The sequence below is a fragment of the Paenibacillus cookii genome (assembly GCF_018333375.1).
GTDB classification, from domain to species: Bacteria; Bacillota; Bacilli; order Paenibacillales; family Paenibacillaceae; genus Paenibacillus_AQ; species Paenibacillus_AQ cookii.
Genome location: NZ_BORW01000016.1, coordinates 77,829 through 95,810, shown reverse-complemented (window position 1 = coordinate 95,810; position 17,982 = coordinate 77,829). Strand labels below are relative to the sequence as shown.

The 17,982-nt window shown below is 53.2% G+C and carries 17 protein-coding genes, 1 pseudogene and 1 other annotated feature; of the genes and pseudogenes, 4 read left to right on the top strand and 14 right to left on the bottom strand.

From position 1 onward, the window contains the following. From KI367_RS15640 to KI367_RS15625, 4 genes are all read right to left on the bottom strand, one after another. Window positions 1–1,128 (bottom strand): glycoside hydrolase family 88 protein, encoded by a 1,128-nt coding sequence (locus KI367_RS15640; protein WP_212950781.1) that lies wholly within the window; start codon window positions 1,126–1,128, stop codon window positions 1–3. Between the two features lie 271 nt (window positions 1,129–1,399). Beyond that, window positions 1,400–1,735 carry a TFIIB-type zinc ribbon-containing protein gene (locus tag KI367_RS15635; RefSeq protein ID WP_212950780.1) on the bottom strand — a complete coding sequence of 112 codons (336 nt, stop codon included), beginning with the start codon at window positions 1,733–1,735 and terminating at the stop codon, window positions 1,400–1,402. 154 nt (window positions 1,736–1,889) lie between these two features. Further along, on the bottom strand, window positions 1,890–2,696 hold the full coding sequence (locus KI367_RS15630; protein WP_212950778.1) for an NAD-dependent epimerase/dehydratase family protein: 807 nt from the start codon (window positions 2,694–2,696) through the stop codon (window positions 1,890–1,892). Between the two features lie 23 nt (window positions 2,697–2,719). Next, window positions 2,720–3,007, bottom strand: coding sequence for a GNAT family N-acetyltransferase (locus tag KI367_RS15625; RefSeq protein ID WP_212950777.1), 288 nt, complete (start codon window positions 3,005–3,007; stop codon window positions 2,720–2,722). A 217-nt stretch (window positions 3,008–3,224) separates the two neighbouring features. On the opposite strand from KI367_RS15625, the gene KI367_RS15620 reads away from it, so the two are divergent. Next, the gene (locus KI367_RS15620) at window positions 3,225–4,634 is read left to right on the top strand and encodes an amino acid permease (protein WP_212950775.1); all 1,410 of its coding nucleotides are present in this window, start codon (window positions 3,225–3,227) and stop codon (window positions 4,632–4,634) included. A gap of 156 nt (window positions 4,635–4,790) precedes the next feature. Here KI367_RS15620 and KI367_RS15615 read toward each other — a convergent pair whose 3' ends face one another. The 7 genes and pseudogenes from KI367_RS15615 to tyrS all read right to left on the bottom strand — a co-directional run bounded on the left by KI367_RS15615 (window position 4,791) and on the right by tyrS (window position 11,147). Continuing rightward, entirely contained in the window at window positions 4,791–5,366 is a 576-nt protein-coding gene (locus tag KI367_RS15615; RefSeq protein WP_212950773.1) for a YdhK family protein, read from the bottom strand. 364 nt (window positions 5,367–5,730) lie between these two features. Next, on the bottom strand, window positions 5,731–6,588 hold the full coding sequence (locus tag KI367_RS15610) for an NmrA family NAD(P)-binding protein (protein WP_212950771.1): 858 nt from the start codon (window positions 6,586–6,588) through the stop codon (window positions 5,731–5,733). 38 nt (window positions 6,589–6,626) lie between these two features. Beyond that, a complete protein-coding gene (locus KI367_RS15605) occupies window positions 6,627–8,057 on the bottom strand; it encodes an MFS transporter (protein WP_212950769.1) in 1,431 nt (476 codons plus the stop codon). A 112-nt stretch (window positions 8,058–8,169) separates the two neighbouring features. Further along, window positions 8,170–8,754, bottom strand: a complete 585-nt coding sequence (locus tag KI367_RS15600) for a TetR/AcrR family transcriptional regulator (protein ID WP_036713801.1) — start codon at window positions 8,752–8,754, stop codon at window positions 8,170–8,172. Window positions 8,755–8,935: 181 nt separating this feature from the next. Next, window positions 8,936–9,103: pseudogene (locus KI367_RS15595) on the bottom strand (GNAT family N-acetyltransferase); the annotation flags it as partial. 270 nt (window positions 9,104–9,373) lie between these two features. After that, complete coding sequence (locus KI367_RS15590) at window positions 9,374–9,844, bottom strand: ankyrin repeat domain-containing protein (protein ID WP_036713799.1); 471 nt, start codon at window positions 9,842–9,844, stop codon at window positions 9,374–9,376. A 31-nt stretch (window positions 9,845–9,875) separates the two neighbouring features. Further along, window positions 9,876–11,147 carry a tyrosine--tRNA ligase gene (tyrS, locus tag KI367_RS15585; protein WP_212950765.1) on the bottom strand — a complete coding sequence of 424 codons (1,272 nt, stop codon included), beginning with the start codon at window positions 11,145–11,147 and terminating at the stop codon, window positions 9,876–9,878. A 56-nt stretch (window positions 11,148–11,203) separates the two neighbouring features. After that, window positions 11,204–11,454 (bottom strand) — a binding site (T-box leader). A gap of 182 nt (window positions 11,455–11,636) precedes the next feature. On the opposite strand from tyrS, the gene KI367_RS15580 reads away from it, so the two are divergent. Beyond that, a complete protein-coding gene (locus KI367_RS15580; RefSeq protein ID WP_212950764.1) occupies window positions 11,637–12,452 on the top strand; it encodes an MBL fold metallo-hydrolase in 816 nt (271 codons plus the stop codon). Between the two features lie 15 nt (window positions 12,453–12,467). Beyond that, window positions 12,468–13,751 (top strand): MFS transporter, encoded by a 1,284-nt coding sequence (locus tag KI367_RS15575; protein WP_212950762.1) that lies wholly within the window; start codon window positions 12,468–12,470, stop codon window positions 13,749–13,751. 125 nt (window positions 13,752–13,876) lie between these two features. Here KI367_RS15575 and pepF read toward each other — a convergent pair whose 3' ends face one another. Then, window positions 13,877–15,676 carry an oligoendopeptidase F gene (pepF, locus tag KI367_RS15570; protein ID WP_212950760.1) on the bottom strand — a complete coding sequence of 600 codons (1,800 nt, stop codon included), beginning with the start codon at window positions 15,674–15,676 and terminating at the stop codon, window positions 13,877–13,879. 363 nt (window positions 15,677–16,039) lie between these two features. Here pepF and KI367_RS15565 point away from each other — a divergent pair, with 363 nt between their 5' ends. Next, entirely contained in the window at window positions 16,040–16,429 is a 390-nt protein-coding gene (locus KI367_RS15565; RefSeq protein ID WP_212950759.1) for a hypothetical protein, read from the top strand. A gap of 194 nt (window positions 16,430–16,623) precedes the next feature. Here KI367_RS15565 and KI367_RS15560 read toward each other — a convergent pair whose 3' ends face one another. Together KI367_RS15560 and KI367_RS15555 are read right to left on the bottom strand one after the other, a co-directional pair. Beyond that, the gene (locus KI367_RS15560; protein ID WP_212950757.1) at window positions 16,624–17,460 is read right to left on the bottom strand and encodes a hypothetical protein; all 837 of its coding nucleotides are present in this window, start codon (window positions 17,458–17,460) and stop codon (window positions 16,624–16,626) included. Window positions 17,461–17,626: 166 nt separating this feature from the next. After that, window positions 17,627–17,938 (bottom strand): ArsR/SmtB family transcription factor, encoded by a 312-nt coding sequence (locus KI367_RS15555; protein ID WP_212950755.1) that lies wholly within the window; start codon window positions 17,936–17,938, stop codon window positions 17,627–17,629. Between the last annotated feature and the right edge of the window lie 44 nt (window positions 17,939–17,982).

Here is a 17,982-nt window from a genome sequence, read left to right as displayed (position 1 = left end):
TCATTTGCGTTCGTGCCAATATCCCGAGATTCCCTTCTCCAATCGCATGAGCGCCTCCAGGTAATAATAATCGCCCCAAATCATGTAATCGTCGGGAGAGATGCCTCCGTTGACGTGATACGATCCGTGCTTCAGCAGCCCTTCCGCGTTTTCTTCGCCGATGGTGGCATACCGCTGGACCAGGCTTGTCATCGATTTGATGAGCATGTCCTGAAAATAGCTCCGGTCCGGGTCCCGTGCATCCAGATGGGAGATCAACTCCAGCAGGCCTGCGGCCGCAATGGCGGATGCGGAGCTGTCCCGGTAGGTGTCGGCTTTTACAGGTGCGTTAAAATCCCAATAAGCGACATGATCCTCAGGCAGATGTTCCAGGAAATAACGGGCAAGGCGTTTTGAAGTTTCCAGGAACCGCGGGTTTTGGGTATACCGGTAAGACAACGCGAACCCGTAGATGCCCCAGGCTTGACCGCGCGTCCAGGTAGAACCGTTCGAATACCCTTGATGCGTCGCTCCTCCAATGGGTTCCCCCGTCTCCGGGTTAAAAAAGAATGTATGATACGAACTGTCATCGCCCCTGACAAGATACCGCCTGGATTTCTCCGCCTGCGCGGCCGCAGCGTCCCGATAAACCGGGTCGCCCGTTTGTTCGCTTGCCCAGTACAATAGCGGAAGGTTCAGCAGACAGTCGATGATGATCCGTCCCGCTTCCTTGGCGTCGTCCTTCCTGCCCCATGCCTGGATGTAACCGCCGGGTTCCCGCCACCGCTTCATCAGCACATCCGCCGCTTGCAGGGTTAACTGCCGGGCGGATTCGTCCTTCAAGACGATCCACTGGGCTTTGGCGGATAACGAATACAAAAAACCGATATCATGATGATCCAGCACCACATGGTCCTCCAGACGTTTGCGAAAGCTCGCGACCGTCGCTTCGGCGGCCTGGCGGAACCGATCGTCTCCGGAATATTCGTAACACAGCCACAGCATCCCCGACCAAAATCCATCGGTCCAGTCGTCGTTATCATTGAGCTCGTACGTTCCGTTTCGGCTTACATGAGGGAATTTCGGTCCGAACCGGTCGATATTTTTTAACGTTTTGGCCACGGCATCCTCGATCGCTTGGGTCCACATATGATACATCCCCTATCCTGATTGGTTTACGATTTTAGAACCATCATATCGGATTCAAGGGCTCGCCAGGCGCGCGAATTTGTTCAGTGATGTGCACAATTTTGACTTTTTGCCCCAGAAAACGAACGCGTTTCGAAAGCACAGCGCCGGCGAATCCGGGATATCAATCGTTGGCCGGATCCAACGAAAAAAGCCCGGCATTTATCCTAAGATAAGCCAGGCTTTCATTTTCGTATATCGCATATGCATGTCTTGCGTCCCACGGTTAGTATCAGTCGAACAAGTCCCCGAACACGTCCAGCACGCTTTTTTTCTTTTTCTTGTTCGGGTACGAGGAATGGCCGTGCTTGTCATATTCGGAGTAGTGCTGCTTCGGCGGCGGGTAATGCTGTCCGCTTGGCTGGTGTCCCTTGGGTGCGCGATGCTCATCGGAATCCCCGTAGTACCATTCGTTATATTTCGGACGCTCTTCCCGGACGTTCGCCATCAGCTTGTCCAGTTCCCCCCGATCCAACCACACCCCTTTGCAATTCGGGCAAATGTCGATCAGGATACCGTCCTTCTCCACTTCCTTCATGCGAGAACCTTCGCAAATCGGGCAATTCATATTGAATTCCTCCTTGGGATCCATTTACAAATTTCACGGCTTAACGCATATTACGGATCAATGCAGGAATGGTTTCAAAGCTCCATGATTTTCATCGGCCTAACTTCGCTTGGGTTTCGGCTAAAGACATCATCGTCGCTTCACCATGACGGCTTCACTGCGGCTCCCGTTCTCTCCGCTCCACCTTCCGGACCCCCGGACCGCCCTGAAACTCGCCGAGATCATGCCTTATGTCTTCTCCTCCGCATTTTTGGCTCGCCAACACCTCTGCCGCATCATCCCTTGGCCGGTAGCCGATCAGCTCGCTCAGATACCCGATGTCGTAGTAATTGTCTGCATTGGCCGATGTCCCGTATAAGGTGAGATACGTCAAAGAGGGATCGGCCTCAATGCAGCACATCGCCAGATGCACCATATCGCGGCGCGAAATCCAGATATGCGCGGCCCGGTCCGAATGCGGCCGGTCGTCGCCCGGAAAGTTGCCGATCCGGATATTGAAGGAAGAAATCCCGTACTGATCCGAATATAGCCGGCCCAGCAGCTCAATATAGCTTTTGCTTAGTCCATAAAAACTGTCGGGGCGGTGGTCTTTGGGGGTCACTTGTTCGCCTACCCGGTAAAAACCCGTCGCGTGGTTCGAACTGGCGAAGATCACCCGCGAGACGCCCCCTTTGCGGGCGCCTTCGTATACATGATAGGCTCCGGTCACGTTAACGGGGAGCACCTTGCCAAGGAAATCGTCCTCATCCTTCGCCCAGCCGAAATGAAGCACCGTATCCATGCCCTGCAGCGCCGTTTCGACGGCTTGCGCGTCCGTGACGTCCAGCTTTTCGATGCCGCGGTCCGGATCGGGAGCGATGTCGGTGGCGATGACGTCGTACCGGCCGGCGGCCCGCAAGCCTTCGGCCAAACAGCTCCCGATCCGCCCGGCGGCTCCGGTGATCAAAATTTTTTTGTTCATTGACGAATGTCCTCCATCATGACCTATTCTTTTTCACCCCGTTGCCACACATCCTGGTAATCCTTATGCCGTTTAAATTGGACCAATGCGAACGAACATGCGGGAACGATCTTCTTGCCTTCCTTGCGGGCCAGATCCACGACGGCCTTCACCAGCTGATCGCCGATTTTCTGGCCCCTTAGCTCTTCCGAAACGAACGTATGTTCAATCATGATCGTCTGTTCATCCACCGGCCGGAAAGTGATATCCGCGACCTCCCGTCCATCCTCGACCATGACGAATCCTCCGCCGATCTCACGAATTTCTCTCATTGGCACACACCCCATCTCGCTTTTTTCCGTCTCTTCTATTCTTCCCCGTCGCGGAGTCTGCCGAAACGTTTAACAAAAATATCAAACCGAAAAAAGCTCTCTCCTGAAATTTACTCTGGTGCTTTACCAGAAGAAAGTGTATGATTAATACCTGTCAGTGTTTTTTATTCATGCAATTTGCGACTTCATCATTCGATTATTAAAGGAGTTTGTCATCATGACCAGACACAAATTGGGCTTCTGGATCCTGACCGCGCTTGTCGTCGGCAACATGGTCGGTTCCGGAATTTTCATGCTTCCCCGCTCCCTGTCGGCAGCGGCAAGCCCTGCGGGCGTTATTCTGGCCTGGATTGCTACCGGGCTGGGCGTGCTTACGCTCGCGCTTGTCTTCGGAAGCCTTGCCGTCCGCAAACCTGAACTCAGCGGCGGTCCGCAAATTTATGCGAAGGAACTTTTCCGCGAAGGCTCGCAAGGCTCGCTTATTGCCGGGTTTATGTCCACTTGGGGATATTGGGTCGGCAATATTGCGGGTTTTGTGGCGGTGATCACGACGTTCGCCAGCTACCTTTCCGCCTTTTTTCCGGTACTTACGAGCGATAAGGTTTGGGTGGATTTCGGAGGTTTTACGTTAAAAGCAGGCAATGTCCTGACGTTCCTCGTCTGCTCTTTGCTGCTGTGGGGGACGCATGCCATCTGCCTGAAAGGAATGAAAGGCGCAGGACGCCTCAATTTCATCGCGACGGCAACCAAGGTCATCGGCTTTGTCCTGTTCATCGTGATTGCGTTATTCGCGTTCCAGCAAAGCAACATCGGGCCGTTTCTTGCTCCGCGCACCAACGAAAGCGGCGAGACGCTTGGCCTGCTTTCCCAGGTGAATGCGGCTGCGGTTGCGACGCTGTGGGCTTTCATCGGCGTCGAATCCGCGATGGTCTTTGCCGCCCGCGCCCGCCGGAAGCAGGATATCCGCCGCGCGACCATCGCGGGGCTGCTGATTTCGATCGTGCTGTATGTCGGCATCAGCATGCTGACGATGGGCCTCCTGACGCAGGAGCAGCTGATGGCTTCCCAGAATCCGTTAGTCGACGGCATTTCCGCCGTGACGGGCCCGATCGGGGGCAAGCTATTGGCGGGTCTTGGGCTCATCAGTTTGCTCGGCTCCACGATCGGCTGGGTGCTGCTCAGCGCCGAGGTGCCTTTTCAAGCGGCCAAGCTGGGCGTGTTCCTCCCGTCGTTTTCCAAGGAAAACGGCAAAGGCATGCCTAAGGTTTCCCTCTGGGTCTCCAACGCGCTCGGCCAGATTTTGCTGTTGTCCACGGTTTCCGGCTCCATTTCGGCCGCATTCGATTTTATCATCTATATCGCTACGCTCGCTTATTTGGTGCCTTACCTGATCGCTTCGCTTTATCACCTCAAGCTGATCTGGACCGGCGAAACCTACGCGCTGCGGAAGGAGCGCGTAAGCGAGGGAATCATTGCCGGATTGGCGGCGATCTATTCGCTGTGGGTGATCATCGCGGGGACGGCGGATCTCAAAACGTTCCTGCTCGGAGTTGCGCTGATCGTCAGCGGCATCCTGTTTTACCCGCTGCTGCGGCGGCATCGGAAAACCGGAAACAAAACCGCATAAAGCCATAAAAAGTCGTGTGTCCGAATGCAAATCAGGCGTCCATCTCTCGATGGGCGCCTTGTTTTACGCAAGTGGAAGATGGGAAACGGGCATCGTCATCGGCAGCCGCTCCGGGGAAACAGGACGAAAGAGACTGATTGGTCCGGGTACGGGAAGTTAACTTTTATATAATCTTTCGGAAAGCTCCCTTTCCACGACCCATTTATGGTTTGTTACCGGGGCTCCCCCGTTTGTCGGGATGTAATCCACCATGTATACCGTCGTCCGGTCGGCCGTTTCGATCGTGGCCTGAGCCCCCATCATGCCTTCCATATGATCGGCTTCCAATATCACGTTCTGTCCCGGCTCCAAGGGTTGATTGCCTGCATCCTTGATTTCTTCCTGAATGACCCACTTATGGTTGCGCACCGGTTTGCCTCTGTCCGTCGGCGTGTACGTAACGGAATAGGCTACGGTATTATAAGCGCCGACCACTTTTCCCGTGGCCCCGTCCATGCCAGCCATATGTTTCGCGTGGATGACCACGGTATCTCCCACATGGTATGTCGGATGCTCGGCTTCTCTTAACCCTTTCGGTACTTCTCCCGAATCGGAGTGATGATGCATGCTCATCATGCCCATTTCCGCATTTTCCTTTTCCGCGGCGGTTTCCGCATGGCCGTTGGCACCACGGTCGCAACCGCTTGTCAGAAGCACGGCTGCAAGGCACAGAGAGACGATTCTTTTGTTCATCGATGTCACACACCTTTGCGTTTTTTTGGTCTTGCCCGGGAACCCCCTATGCCTTAACATTTTTACCCAAAATCGCCGAGATATGAGATGCAGATGTTGATATATTATTTTTTTCAGGATATGCCGTCCGGCCCCAAAAACAAAAAAACCGCGGCATCCGCGGTTTCAGGCTGTCGAGAAACCCCCTGTTTTTTTGCAGGGGGTTTAAAATTGCCTCGTCGGTCACTGAAGTAGGGTTCTCAGAGCGCTTTAAATCGATTTTTATTTTAAAAGATATGATTCCCCATATAAAAAATAGAGTGTCGAAAAGTCCGTTGGACTTTCTCGACACTCTGAAACCGCGGCATCCGCGGTTTTCTGTTTATTACGGTCTCCAAAACGAAGCATGCTCGCGGGCAAACTGTTCCAGCGACTTTGGAGGGCGCCCGGTGATGCGCTCGACCGTATCGGTTACCAAATCCTCCTTGCCATGGAGCATGATGTCTTCATCCATTCCGGCAAGAAACCAGGCATAATCTTCCGCCATGCCAAAAGACGTCAACCGGTTCGCCAGCTCCCCCGTGCTTACATGTATATGATGAATCGCCCGGCCGGCCGCCGCGCCGATGATTTCACCCGCTTCCGCGTAAGTCAGGGAATGCGGACCCGTGATGATATGATCGGTGTTGTGGGGCTGATGATCGATCAGCGCCCTCACCCCCACTTCTGCAATATCGTCGGCGTCCACGAACCCGACCCTGCCTGACCCGGTGGCAGTGATCATGTTCCCTTCACGGATGATTTGGGCTCCATGATGGCCTTCGGTGAAATTTTGCATGAAATAGGACGGCCGCAGTACCGCCCATTCCGGAACGCGCTGGCGTATGGCCTGATGTATCTTGCCAAAAACCGGGCCGCCTTCGGGGATCGAAGCGCTGCCGAGAAAAACGATCCTGCGTACGCCTTCCCTTAAAGCTTTTTCCAGAAAAAGCAGCACGATTGGCGAAGGATCCATCATCCCAACCGGACCGACCAAATACAGCTTATCGACGTTTTTTAAAGCGGGTGCATGCGTTGATTCGTCGAACCAGTCAAATGTCACTTGCTCGCCTGCCCCGAGAGTAGCCGATTGCCCGCGGCTCGCGGTTCGAACGCCGTATCCTAACTCGATAAGCCGTTTCGTAATGCGGCTTCCCGTTTTGCCGCTCGCGCCTGTTATCAAAATTTTGCTGTCGTTGTTCATGTCTGGTTTCCCCTTTTCAGATTGATTGGTCTAAAATATTAATGCGAAGCCATTTCTTTTTTCTCCATCTTGGATGGCTGCTTTTTCCGTTTGAGGGTGATAAAAGTAACGGCTACGCCCAGCAGCGTCATGACGGAGGCCGCGAAAAAGGACATATGAATGGCATGATTCAAATCGCTTGATTCCAAGGCTTCCAGCTTCAGGCCCGATCCGAGGTTGGCGGAGATGATCGCCATGATCGCGGCCAAACCTACCGCACTGCCTATTTGCTGGCCGGTCGAAATGATGGCCGACGCCACGCCTTGCTCCTTGGGATCGATGCCCGTGCTTCCCGCAATGAACATGGTCGTAAACACGAGCGCTTGACCCAGCCCGACGATGACGGTACCTGGAATGATCCCCCAGGCGGAGCCATTCTCGGATAACTGCGTGAGCACCAAAAAACCGATGCCTCCCAGAATCATCCCGATGGTGACCGTACCGGCCACGCCTGCCATGGACAGCATTTTATTAATGAGCCTTCCGCCCAAAAAAGCGCTGATCGTCAGCGGCAGGAAGCTGACCCCGGATTGAATGGCCGAGTAATGCAGTACCTCCTGCGTATACAGGGTTAGAAAATAATACAGCGAACCAAAGGAGGCCGAAAATAAGACAGCAATAAGCGCCGCTCCGGTTAAATTGCGGTTACGGAACAGCCTGAACGGGATTAACGGTTCTTTCGTGCGCTGTTCGATCACGACAAACAAAACGAGCAATAACGCGCTGAGCAGTCCAAACGGCAAGGTTCCCAGGCTTAGCCATCCTTCGACCGGGGATTGGATCAAATAATATACGATAAGGATCATCCCCGCCGTCACCGATATCGTTCCCAAGGCATCATAACGCTTCGGTCCCGCAGCCGCTTTGTTTTCCGCCAGCACGAACGGGGCAAGAATAAGCGTGATCAGGGCGATCGGCACATTCACGAAGAACGTGAACTCCCAGCCCAAATAACTGGTCAAAACTCCGCCAAGAAGCAATCCAAGCGACAATCCGACGCCCCCCATCGACGCCCAAATGCCCATCGCCCGGTTGCGTTCGGCGCCTTCGTCAAAATTGGACATGATCAGCGACAACGTGGAAGGCGACAGCAGCGCCCCGCCCAGGCCTTGCAATCCTCTCGCCGCGATCAGCACCATTTGCGAATCCGCCAATCCGCCAAGAAGCGAACCGGCGCCGAAAAGAGCCATGGCAATGATAAACATGCGCCGCCTTCCCATCAGGTCGGACAATCTTCCTCCAATCAGCAAAAATCCGCCGAAAACGAGCGAGTATGCGCTAACCACCCACTGCAAATGATTCGCCGAAAACCCCAAATCCGCTCCAATCGAAGGCATGGCGACAAAAACGATGGTATAATCCAGCGCCAATATCAATTGGGAAACGGCAAGAAGAATGAGCGCCAATCCTTTATGCCTGCTTTTGTTCATGGATATCTCTCCTTTTCGCAATTTACGGACCAAACGGTCTAATTTGAACAAAAATATTTTTGACTATTTAATCTAGAATGATCAAAGTGAAGAAGCGTCAACGAACGCTCCATCAACAATCGAGAACCGACAGCGCGACGGCTGCGATTTCTTCCAGCTCTTTCGGGTTATTGGACAGCTTTGCCGCTTGCGTCATCGAATACCTGACATGGTACAAATACCGCGCCACCACATGCAGATCTTTGCCCGGCCCGATTTCTCCCTGCTCCTGGGCACGGACGAGCGCTTCGTAAAAAGCTTTTTCAAGCCGTGTCCGATCTTGCTCGAACAGCGCCGCCATTTCCGGATCATGGGGGATCTGGTCGATCGCGCTGTGCAAAATCATGCATTCCTTTTTCCGTTCCTCATCCTGAAGCGTGGACACGATGATCCGAAAAATGTCGCTGATCGTTCGTTTCACCGATTCCGCTTGCTCCAGTTTGGCGACAACCGACGAGGATTTTTCGTGTAAGTAATGTTTGGCGGCCTTGATAAACAAATCCCTTTTCGTCCCGTACGTGTCGTACAGACTCTGGCGGGCGATGCCCAGTTCATCAAGCAGCGTTTGGAGCGATGTGCCGTCATAACCGTAATGTCCGAACACTTCCATCGCCTTATGCAGGACAAGGGTCGTATCGAATTCTTTGTTCCTTGCCATCTAACGATACCTCTTTTCTAGGCCTCTTCATGCGGCCAGCAATTCGATCCTTCTTATCGGACCATTCAGTCTAAAACATGCGAATCCAAACCTCCTTCCTTTCATGTCCGTATATTATCATTTCCGGATCATTCAGTCAATAATAAAATCTTCGAACCGCCGGTACCGGCCAGTTCCCACGTCAATCGTATTTTTTGTACATGCCGACGGAAGCAGGAGCTCCGTATTCAAAACCGAACTGCCGGTACAACCGGTCTGCCGGTACATCGGCCATCAGGCTGACGTAAGCCCCTTTCGTGGCATGCCGATCCAGGTAAGCCGTCACCTCGGACATGATTTTTTTGCCGAGCCCTTGTCCCTGGCGTTATACATCCTTTCTTTTAGGTCATATCTAATCATAAATCACCCCAAGTCCACTTGTCATCATCTCTAAGGTGTTCATTTCACTGAAACGCGTTTCAACGGTTCCCCGCCAAACGCATCGTGCAGCACATCCTGGGAACATCATCAATCGGGATTCAATGAACCTATAAACATAATCCAAAAATGAAGAGGAAAGCCGTTCGGCTTTCCCAGCCGTTCGGCTTTCCCCTCCGTTGGTACATCCGCCGACAGTTGCTTACCGTAACAATTCTATCATTTCCAGTTCTTCGCGGCCTCTGGCGATGTCGATCGGGGTCTGGCCGCTCCGGTCTTTTCGCGTTTTGTCGGCTCCCAGGCGCAGCAGCGCTTCGACGACATCCAGCCTTTCCTCGCCGTCGGATACCTGCGTGTGGAGCGGCGTGCTTCCGTCCTCCGCTGCCGCGTTGACGTCCGCCCCATGGCGGACCAGGAGCGAAGCAATTTCGGGATACAGTGCGATATGCAGAGGCGTAATCCCATCCTCATTCCTGGCATGGATGTCCGCCCCCTGCCGAATCAAATATTCGACCAATTCCTCGTTATCCGTCGAAACGGCGCCATGCAGCACTGAAAATTCGTATTCGTCTTTCCCGTGAATCAACGTCGGGTCCGCTTGCAAAATCCGTTTCACGGCCGTAAAATCATCGATCTCCGCCGCTTCGTACAAATCTTCGAACGTATAGGTCATTGCTGCCCCTTCCTTCCCCCGATAAAACGTTCTAATGTCCTTCGTCAATCACGATTTTAACAAATTTCCTTTTGCCTGACTGCACGATGTCGCCATGTTGGATCCGGATCGGCTCGTACGGGTCCGACAGCTTTTTCCCGTTGATTCTGACCGCGCCTTGCGTTACGCTGCGCTTTGCTTCGCTGTTGGACGCCGCGAACCCGAGCACGACCGGCAGCTTGCCGGCCGGAATGCTTCCTTCCTCCAAATGATCGCGGCTTAGCGAAAATTCCTCAATATCTTCCGGAAGCGAGCGATGCTGGAATACAGAGGCAAAATGCCTTTCCGCTTGTTCTGCCGCCTGCTCGCCATGGTACATCTGAACATACGTTTTGGCTAATCGGACTTTCGCGTCGCGGGGATGGATCTCCCCGTTTTCAAGCCCTTTCTTCAGCAGAAGCAGGTCGTCGTTCGAGATCGGCGTACTCAATTCGTAGTATTTTAACATGAGTTCATCCGGGATCGACATCGCTTTTCCGAACATATCATTCGGCGAATCGTCGATGCCGATGTAATTGCCGAGGCTTTTGCTCATTTTTTGCGAACCGTCAAGCCCTTCCAAAATGGGCATCAGGATGGCGATTTGGCTGCTGCTGCAACCAAGTGCGCTTTGGAGCGTCCTCCCCATCAATATGTTAAACGTCTGATCCGTGCCTCCGAGCTCGATGTCGCTTTCCAGCGAAACCGAGTCGTACCCTTGCATGAGCGGATAAAAAAACTCATGGATGTGAATGGGCTGACGATTCGCGTAACGTTTCGCAAAATCATCCCGCTCCAGCATTCGCGCCGCCGTCACCTTCCCCGCCAACTGCAGCGCATCTTCGAAATTCAATCTTTGAAGCCATGCAGAATTAAAATAAAATTGGGTCTTTTGAGGGTCAAGAAGTTTATACAGCTGCTTTTCATACGTGGCCGCGTTACGTTTGACATCCTCTTCCGTCAGTTGCTTCCTCGTTTCGGATTTTCCCGTCGGATCGCCGATCCTCCCCGTAAAGTCGCCGATGATCAGCTGAACCTCATGTCCCAAATCCTGAAACTGCCTCAGCTTGTGCAGGACGACGGTGTGACCGATATGGATGTCCGGGGCGGACGGATCCAGCCCGAGCTTCACTTTCAGCGGTTTTCCCGTAACGATCGACGACGCGATTTTTTGCGCCAACGCTTCTTCCGGAACGATGTCCGCCGTTCCTCTGCGAATGATGTTCAGCTGCCGGTCCAGCTCTCGTTTTTGTTCATCCGACAACTGTCTTACCCACGATTCCATATGTGTCTCCTCCTTAAACTCAACCAGAAATAATAAAAAAACAGCCCTCTCTCCCATCAAGGGACGAGAAGGCTGTCTCGCGGTACCACCCTAATTAAAGAAGTTTGGAATAACCTCTTTCGCTTATTTGTCATAACGGCATCTGGACATGCCGGGTAAAAGCTACTGTGCGCGCATTTCGCTTTTCCAGCTCCGGATCGTAATTCGGGAACATGATCGCACCGGTTCACACCAGCCACCGGCTCTCTGCAGACGTCCATTCAAGCTCCTTACTGAAGGTGTACACCCTATCCATCATCGCTTTCCTGATATTCAATTTTTTCCATTTAATCAAAAAATGCCATGGATGTCAACGCCTCTCTTTCACCGGCATGGTCTATGTCCGACATGGATCTAACAATTATCCATTTACAAATCGGATCCGTTCCGGTATATGAAAAGAGCGGGGAGAAATGGTTAATCCATCCAAAGGAGCGTGATCTGTAAACGATGAAAATTCACTTTTTGGGAACGGCGGCCGCCGAAGGCGTGCCAAACGTGTTTTGCCGCTGCGATACATGCTTGCAGTCGAGGAAGCTCGGCGGGAAAAACGTCCGCACGCGTGCTTCCGTCATCCTCGACGACACTTGGAAATTCGATTATTCGGCCGATTCGCAAATGCAGGCTCTGCGTGACGATATCGATCTGGGCCAAATCGAGCATCTGCTTGTGACCCACACGCATTATGATCATTTTCAGCCGCAGGATCTCATCAGCCGGATCGAAGGTTTCGCGCACGGCATCGAGCACCCGCTACGGATTTACGGCAACGATCTCGTCATGTTTCATTCCCGCCAAGCCCTCGGACACTTCAAAAACCGCTTTGCTTTCCATCGCATGAAACCGTTTCAACCGGTGCCGATCGGCTCCGCAACCGTGACGCCGCTCCTTGCGGACCACGACCCCATGGAAACCTGCTTGCTTTATTTCGTGGAGAAAGACGGCAAAACGCTGCTCTACGGCAATGATACCGGATGGTTTCCGGATGCGACCTGGGAATGGCTGCAGGGAAAAAAAGCCGATATCGCGATCCTGGACTGCACCCATGGCTTGACGGGAAACAAGCGCCAGTCCGGACATATGAGCGCAGATACCATCCTCGACGTTCAAAGCAAATTTCTGCAGGAAAAGATCCTGACCGAAAACGATTTGATCTACGTTACCCACTTCACGCACAACGCCGGCCTGCTTCACGAGGACTGGGTCCGAATATTCGAGCCTCACGGCATCGGAGTGGCATACGACGGCCTTATCCTCCATGTCTGACTTTCAGGAGAAACCATGAACTTTACTCTGCGAAAAGATTATCAAGGTAATCGCCAGCAGCCGGTCACCGTCATCGCCATCGTTACCGCGCTCTGTCTGCTCGGGGATTCGATGCTCTACATCGTTTTGCCGATTTACTGGAAGGAGGCCGGTCTCACGGCCCTTTGGGAGGTTGGCCTCCTCCTTTCGATCAACCGGTTTGTCCGCTTGCCCATCACGCCGCTGATCGGGCTGCTCTATCGAAAACTGCCGCTCCGGGTCGGCCTTGCTTTTGCCGTCCTGCTGGCATCTGTGACAACGGTCGGTTACGGCGTGTTGAACGGGTTCGCCGCGTGGCTCGTGCTCCGGTGCCTATGGGGGATTGCGTGGTCCTTTCTCCGCATGGGCAGTTACTTAACGGTCATCCGTTATTCCGACGATTCGAACCGGGGCCACCTCATGGGGCGGTTTAACGGAATTTCACGCCTCGGAAGCCTGGTCGGCATGTTGGCCGGAGGCATTTTGGTCCCGTTTACCGGCATGGATGCCGTCTCCGTCGCATTCGGGTTGTTTATGCTGGCGGGACTTCCTTATGTTGCGTTACATATCACCGGCACCACCGATCGGACGGCAAATGGCGGCGACGATTCACATCAGCAGAAGGATCGCGGCAACCTGCGCGAGAACGTCTGGACGAAACCCGTAATGAAAATCATCGCTACCGGCTTGCTCTTATTTCTCATCCAAACGGTATTAACTTCTACGCTAAGTCTCCTGATCGAAACCCACTATGCGCAGCCGATGATGCTCATCGGCATGATCGTGACAAGCACGATGCTGTCGGGCGTGCTGCAAGCGGTTCGCTGGGCCTGGGAGCCGTTTCTCGCTTCTTTGTTCGGCCGATGGTCGGACGGAGTCAAGGGGAGACTGCCTCTTTTCCGTATGGCATTGATCGTTTCGGCGGCGGGATATGCACTGATTCCGTGGCAGCTTCCCGTCTTCGTTTGGTGCGCGGCCATCTTGTTCGTCATGGCAGCCAGTACGGCCATCACCACGTTACTGGATGCTTTGGCTTCGGATGTCGCCCGTCTTTCTTCCGTCATCGCCGTCATGACCGCTTTTTCGGTTGCTGCGGATTTGGGATCGGCGATCGGCCCGATGCTGACGTATTTGATCCTCAACCTGCCTCACGGTATCATGTACACCTACATGGGAAGCGCCGTCGTTTTGGTGGTGCTGGCGATATGGCATCGGTCAAATGCGCAGTTGGTTAACGAGGCCGCACACAAAAACTTGGGCCCTTTCGAAAAATCCCAATGATGAATGAAAGCTTGGAACCCTTTCACGTTCCGGACGACATAAACGAAAAACGGCAGTCTCCGATGGTATGCATCGGAGACTGCCGTTGTTGGATTCGGCTTCTTTGAACGTTTGGCGCAAACGGCTTAATACAAGCTTTCCAGCTCATCGATAAGCGATCCGACATAGGCAGCCGCGCTGCGGATCGGATCGGGCCGGGACATGTCCACGCCGGCCAGCTTCATCAAGTCCAGCGGGCTCATGGAGCCCCCGGCTTTAAGGACTTCGAGCCAGCGGTTCACGGCCGGCTGCCCTTCCTCCCGGATGAGTTTGGCTACCGCCGTGGATGCGGTAAGCCCGGCAGCGTAAGTATACGGGTACAGGCTCATATAGTAATGCGGCTGGCGCATCCAGGTCAACTTGGCATGGTCATCGATGACCACATCCTCTCCCCAGAACGAGGACAGGATATCCCCTTTCAGGTCGCACAGCTTCACGGCCGTGATCGGAACGTTGGCCATAGCCAGATCGTACACCCGGCGCTGAAGCTCTCCTTCAAGCAAATGGGTGACGAAATTGTGGTAGTAGGTGCCGAGCAGCTGGGAAATGACCCAGCGGCGCATCCTCGGATCATCGGAACGGGACAGCAAATGATCCGCAAGCAGAAGTTCGTTCATCGTCGACGGCGCTTCGATGAAATACAAGGACGGTCTGTAGTTCGTCAAACGCTGGTATTTGCTTGCGAGCATGAGGTGGCCTGCATGACCGACTTCATGCGCGAGCGTAAAGGCGCCTCTCATGCTGTCCGCCCAGCTGATCAAAATATAGGAATGCACTCCCGGAATGGAGCTGCAAAACGCTCCCGTTCTCTTTCCGGCATTATCCGCATAGTCCACCCAACGGTCGCGGAAAGCGGCCGACACGATTTCCCCGTATTCCGGACCCAGAATCGATAAAGCTTCCTTGATCAGCTCGCCTGCCTCCTGAAAAGAAATGCTCGGATTGAACTCGGGATCAAGGGGAGCCTTCAAATCCGCAAACGTCATTTCGTCCAAACCCAGCACCCGTTTCTTAAGGGCGGCGTACTTTCGCATATGCGGCGCAAGTTCTTCCTGCAAAATATCCAAAATATTGTTATACATTTCTTTCGTGACCTGCTGGGGCGTGAGCAGCATGTCCGTGACGGAGTCGTATCCGCGCAGGCGCGATTCGATCACTTGCCGTTTCACTTCGGTGCCGTACGTTTCGGCAAACGTATTGCGGTATTTGTGCAGCGTTTCGCTGAAAACTTTGAACGAATTGCGGCGCAAATCGGTATCCGGTGATTCGACGTATTTGTTTTCATAAAGCGCAAACGACACCGGTACCTCCTCCCCTTCGCCGTTTAGGGCGGACGGGAACGTCATGTCTGCCAGCTTGCTGCGTTCATAGATGCGATAAGGCGCTCCCAAAATTTCGCCGAACGAAGCCAGTACCTTTTCGGTTTCCGCCGTCAATCGATGCGGCTTGGTTTGCAAAAGCAGCTGCAGGCTGCGCTTGAAATCCTCAAGGGCAGGTTGTTCTTTTATGTACTGCTCGATCGTTCCGTCAGGCAGCGCGATGATTTCCGATTTGATGAAAGACAGCGCGGTGCTGACCAACGAAGATACATCCCGGGCTTTGGCCGCTTTGATCTGATTGTCCGGATTGATGCTGTCTCCCGACTGAAGCAGGTGAGCATAAGCGGCGGTGCGGTTGGTTCTGCCCAGGAGTTCTTCCTGCGCAACCAAACAAGCCAGCAGCGTATCCGCCCCTTCGCCGAGTTTCCCTTCGAACCGGGTAACGGAAGCGATATCCTGCTCAATGGCCTTCAGCTCCTGTTCCCATGCCTCCGGGGTCGCAAAAATATCGTCCAAATTCCATGTGGATTCCACGGCCACTTCCGACCGGGTCAAAATTTTCGCCATACGCTAAGCACCTCTCCCATGATATGAATTGACCAATGTTTAGCTCCAATAAATCCCATTGTATCATACTTTTTTACGCCGTCACCCGGAAGATTTGTACCTACTGACAGCGAAAATGGTAATTTTTACATAACCAGACTATTTAGGCTATGCTCGATGTCAGGTCAGATCCGCTCCAAATGCCAAACGCTCCGGATTTCGAGCGCGGAAGCTCCGGGTCCCAGCCAAACTTTAGGATATTTTAAAGAACGATTAAGGTTCCCCTCAGGTTTGCCGTTTACAATGACATTAGGCTGGCAACCCGCTTCCCGAAACTTTACGCAGACCATACGCACGATAAAACAAGAAAAGAGGATTTTCACCATGAACATAAAGCGAGTGATGATTGTCGGAACGATGGTAGTCATATTGTCCTTTGGAAACACCGCGTTAAGCGGCTCCATCACAAGCGCATGCCCGGCGCCGAAGTGGTCCTCCACGGACGCTCCGGAAAAAGACGATTTTTTGAAGGCACTCAACCAGTCGTCCGACGAGGAATTGGTTCAATCTTTATACGAAGGCAAATCCCTGCATGACATTGCGTCAGAGCAAGGCGGCGATATCGAAAACGTCATCGAGCTCCAGGTCGCCCAGCTTTCGAAACAGCTGGATGACCGGCTCCGTAGCGGCAGCATAACCGCAGAGCAGCATGCCGCGCATAAAGCCGAAATCAGGGAACTCGTAGAACAGAGCGTCTATACCTCCTTCGGCTGACGGAAGGTACATAAGAAGCAGATGCTCCGTGCCTAAATTTGATATTCTGCTCCGAAAACCAATAAGGACTTTCTCTCCATCGGAACGTTGCGGCGATTGCCGCTCCTTCCGGCGGGAGAAAGTCCTTATTCGTGCATCAGGCGATGATGGGCATTAACGGCCAAATGGATGATGCTCCATCCGGACCGTCTGCATTAACGATGGACAACGCCATGGATCTTCCGGTACAAACCCCGAATCCATCGAATGACCGTTGGCAGCAGCATCAGAGCGACGACGGCCCCGATGATCAAATACACGATTTGGCTTTTCCTTTCCTCCGATACCATGCGTTCCACGCTTGTTCCGATCAAAATGACGCGCTTCTCATCCTCCCCCGGCAACGCAAACGGCTCCAGCCGTCCATCGCGCGCCAAACCGATGACCGCCACGTGATCGCCCGGCGAAACGGCATAATAGCCGTAAGCCTTTTCTTTCGGGCTTTCGACCAAAAGCGGACGGGAAGAATCGCCTTCATAAATATTCGGTACTTCATCCGCATCAACCGTAGAAGCATTCAAGGGCAGCCAGTCCGAGTAAAACCGGAACCAATCCGATTCCACGATGGCCCCGTTTACGCCCATCAAACCCGAAACCTCGGGCTTCCGGTCTTCATTTCGCTTATAGGAACAACCGCTTTTGCTGCACTGCCAATAGAACGTTTCCTTTTGGATCAGCGCGAAGTGAGCCCTGAGCTTGCCTTCGTCCGTGAAGGCGGCCGTGCCCTCGGCCTGGCCTTCGAGTTTGACCATGCCTGTCGTCTCGTCGGTCAGTTGATCGACCGGCGTCGCGTTTAATATGATCGACGTCAGCCGGGCCGAATCCCCATAAAGCAGAATCATGCCCAACAAAACCACGAATCCAAGCGCTTTTAAAAATCCGAACCAGAACCTGGAGCCCCAGCTTTCCTTGGGGGTTTTGCGCTTGTTTTTGTTTTTGGATGCTTTCTTTTTGCGCGCATGGCTGTACTGGTATACATGTTTTGGTGCCAATAATGCCGCTCCTTCCCCTATTTGCTGCCCGCAAACTTTTATCGTTATCTTATACGTTTTTTGCAGACAGCCGGTTTCGTACGCGGACATAGATAGGTTTTACTGCGGCCAAGAGCGGCCAAGCCCGGTTTCCGCAAGGTGTTCCCGCCGATTTTGGCGTCCCCTCTTATTCCTCCTGCCGGAAATTGAGCAGTACGGCCGGCAGCAAGCCGGGAAAGCGGGCATTCAAATCCTCGTAACGAATCGAAATAAACCGTTGGGTACCTTCGATTCTCGTATGAACGATTCCGGATTCGCGAAGCACCTTAAAATGGTGGGACAAAGTGGACTTGGGCGCATCGATCTCCAGCGAGCTGCAGGACTGCTCGCCTTTTGCATCCAAAATTTTGATGATGTTCAAACGGATCGGATCGCTTAAAGCATATAAAACCGTGGTCAGGTTCAATTCATCCGTGCGCGGATGATACAAAGTTCTCATGATGGATCATGCACCTTTCTCGGACATATCTTGTTGCTTGCATT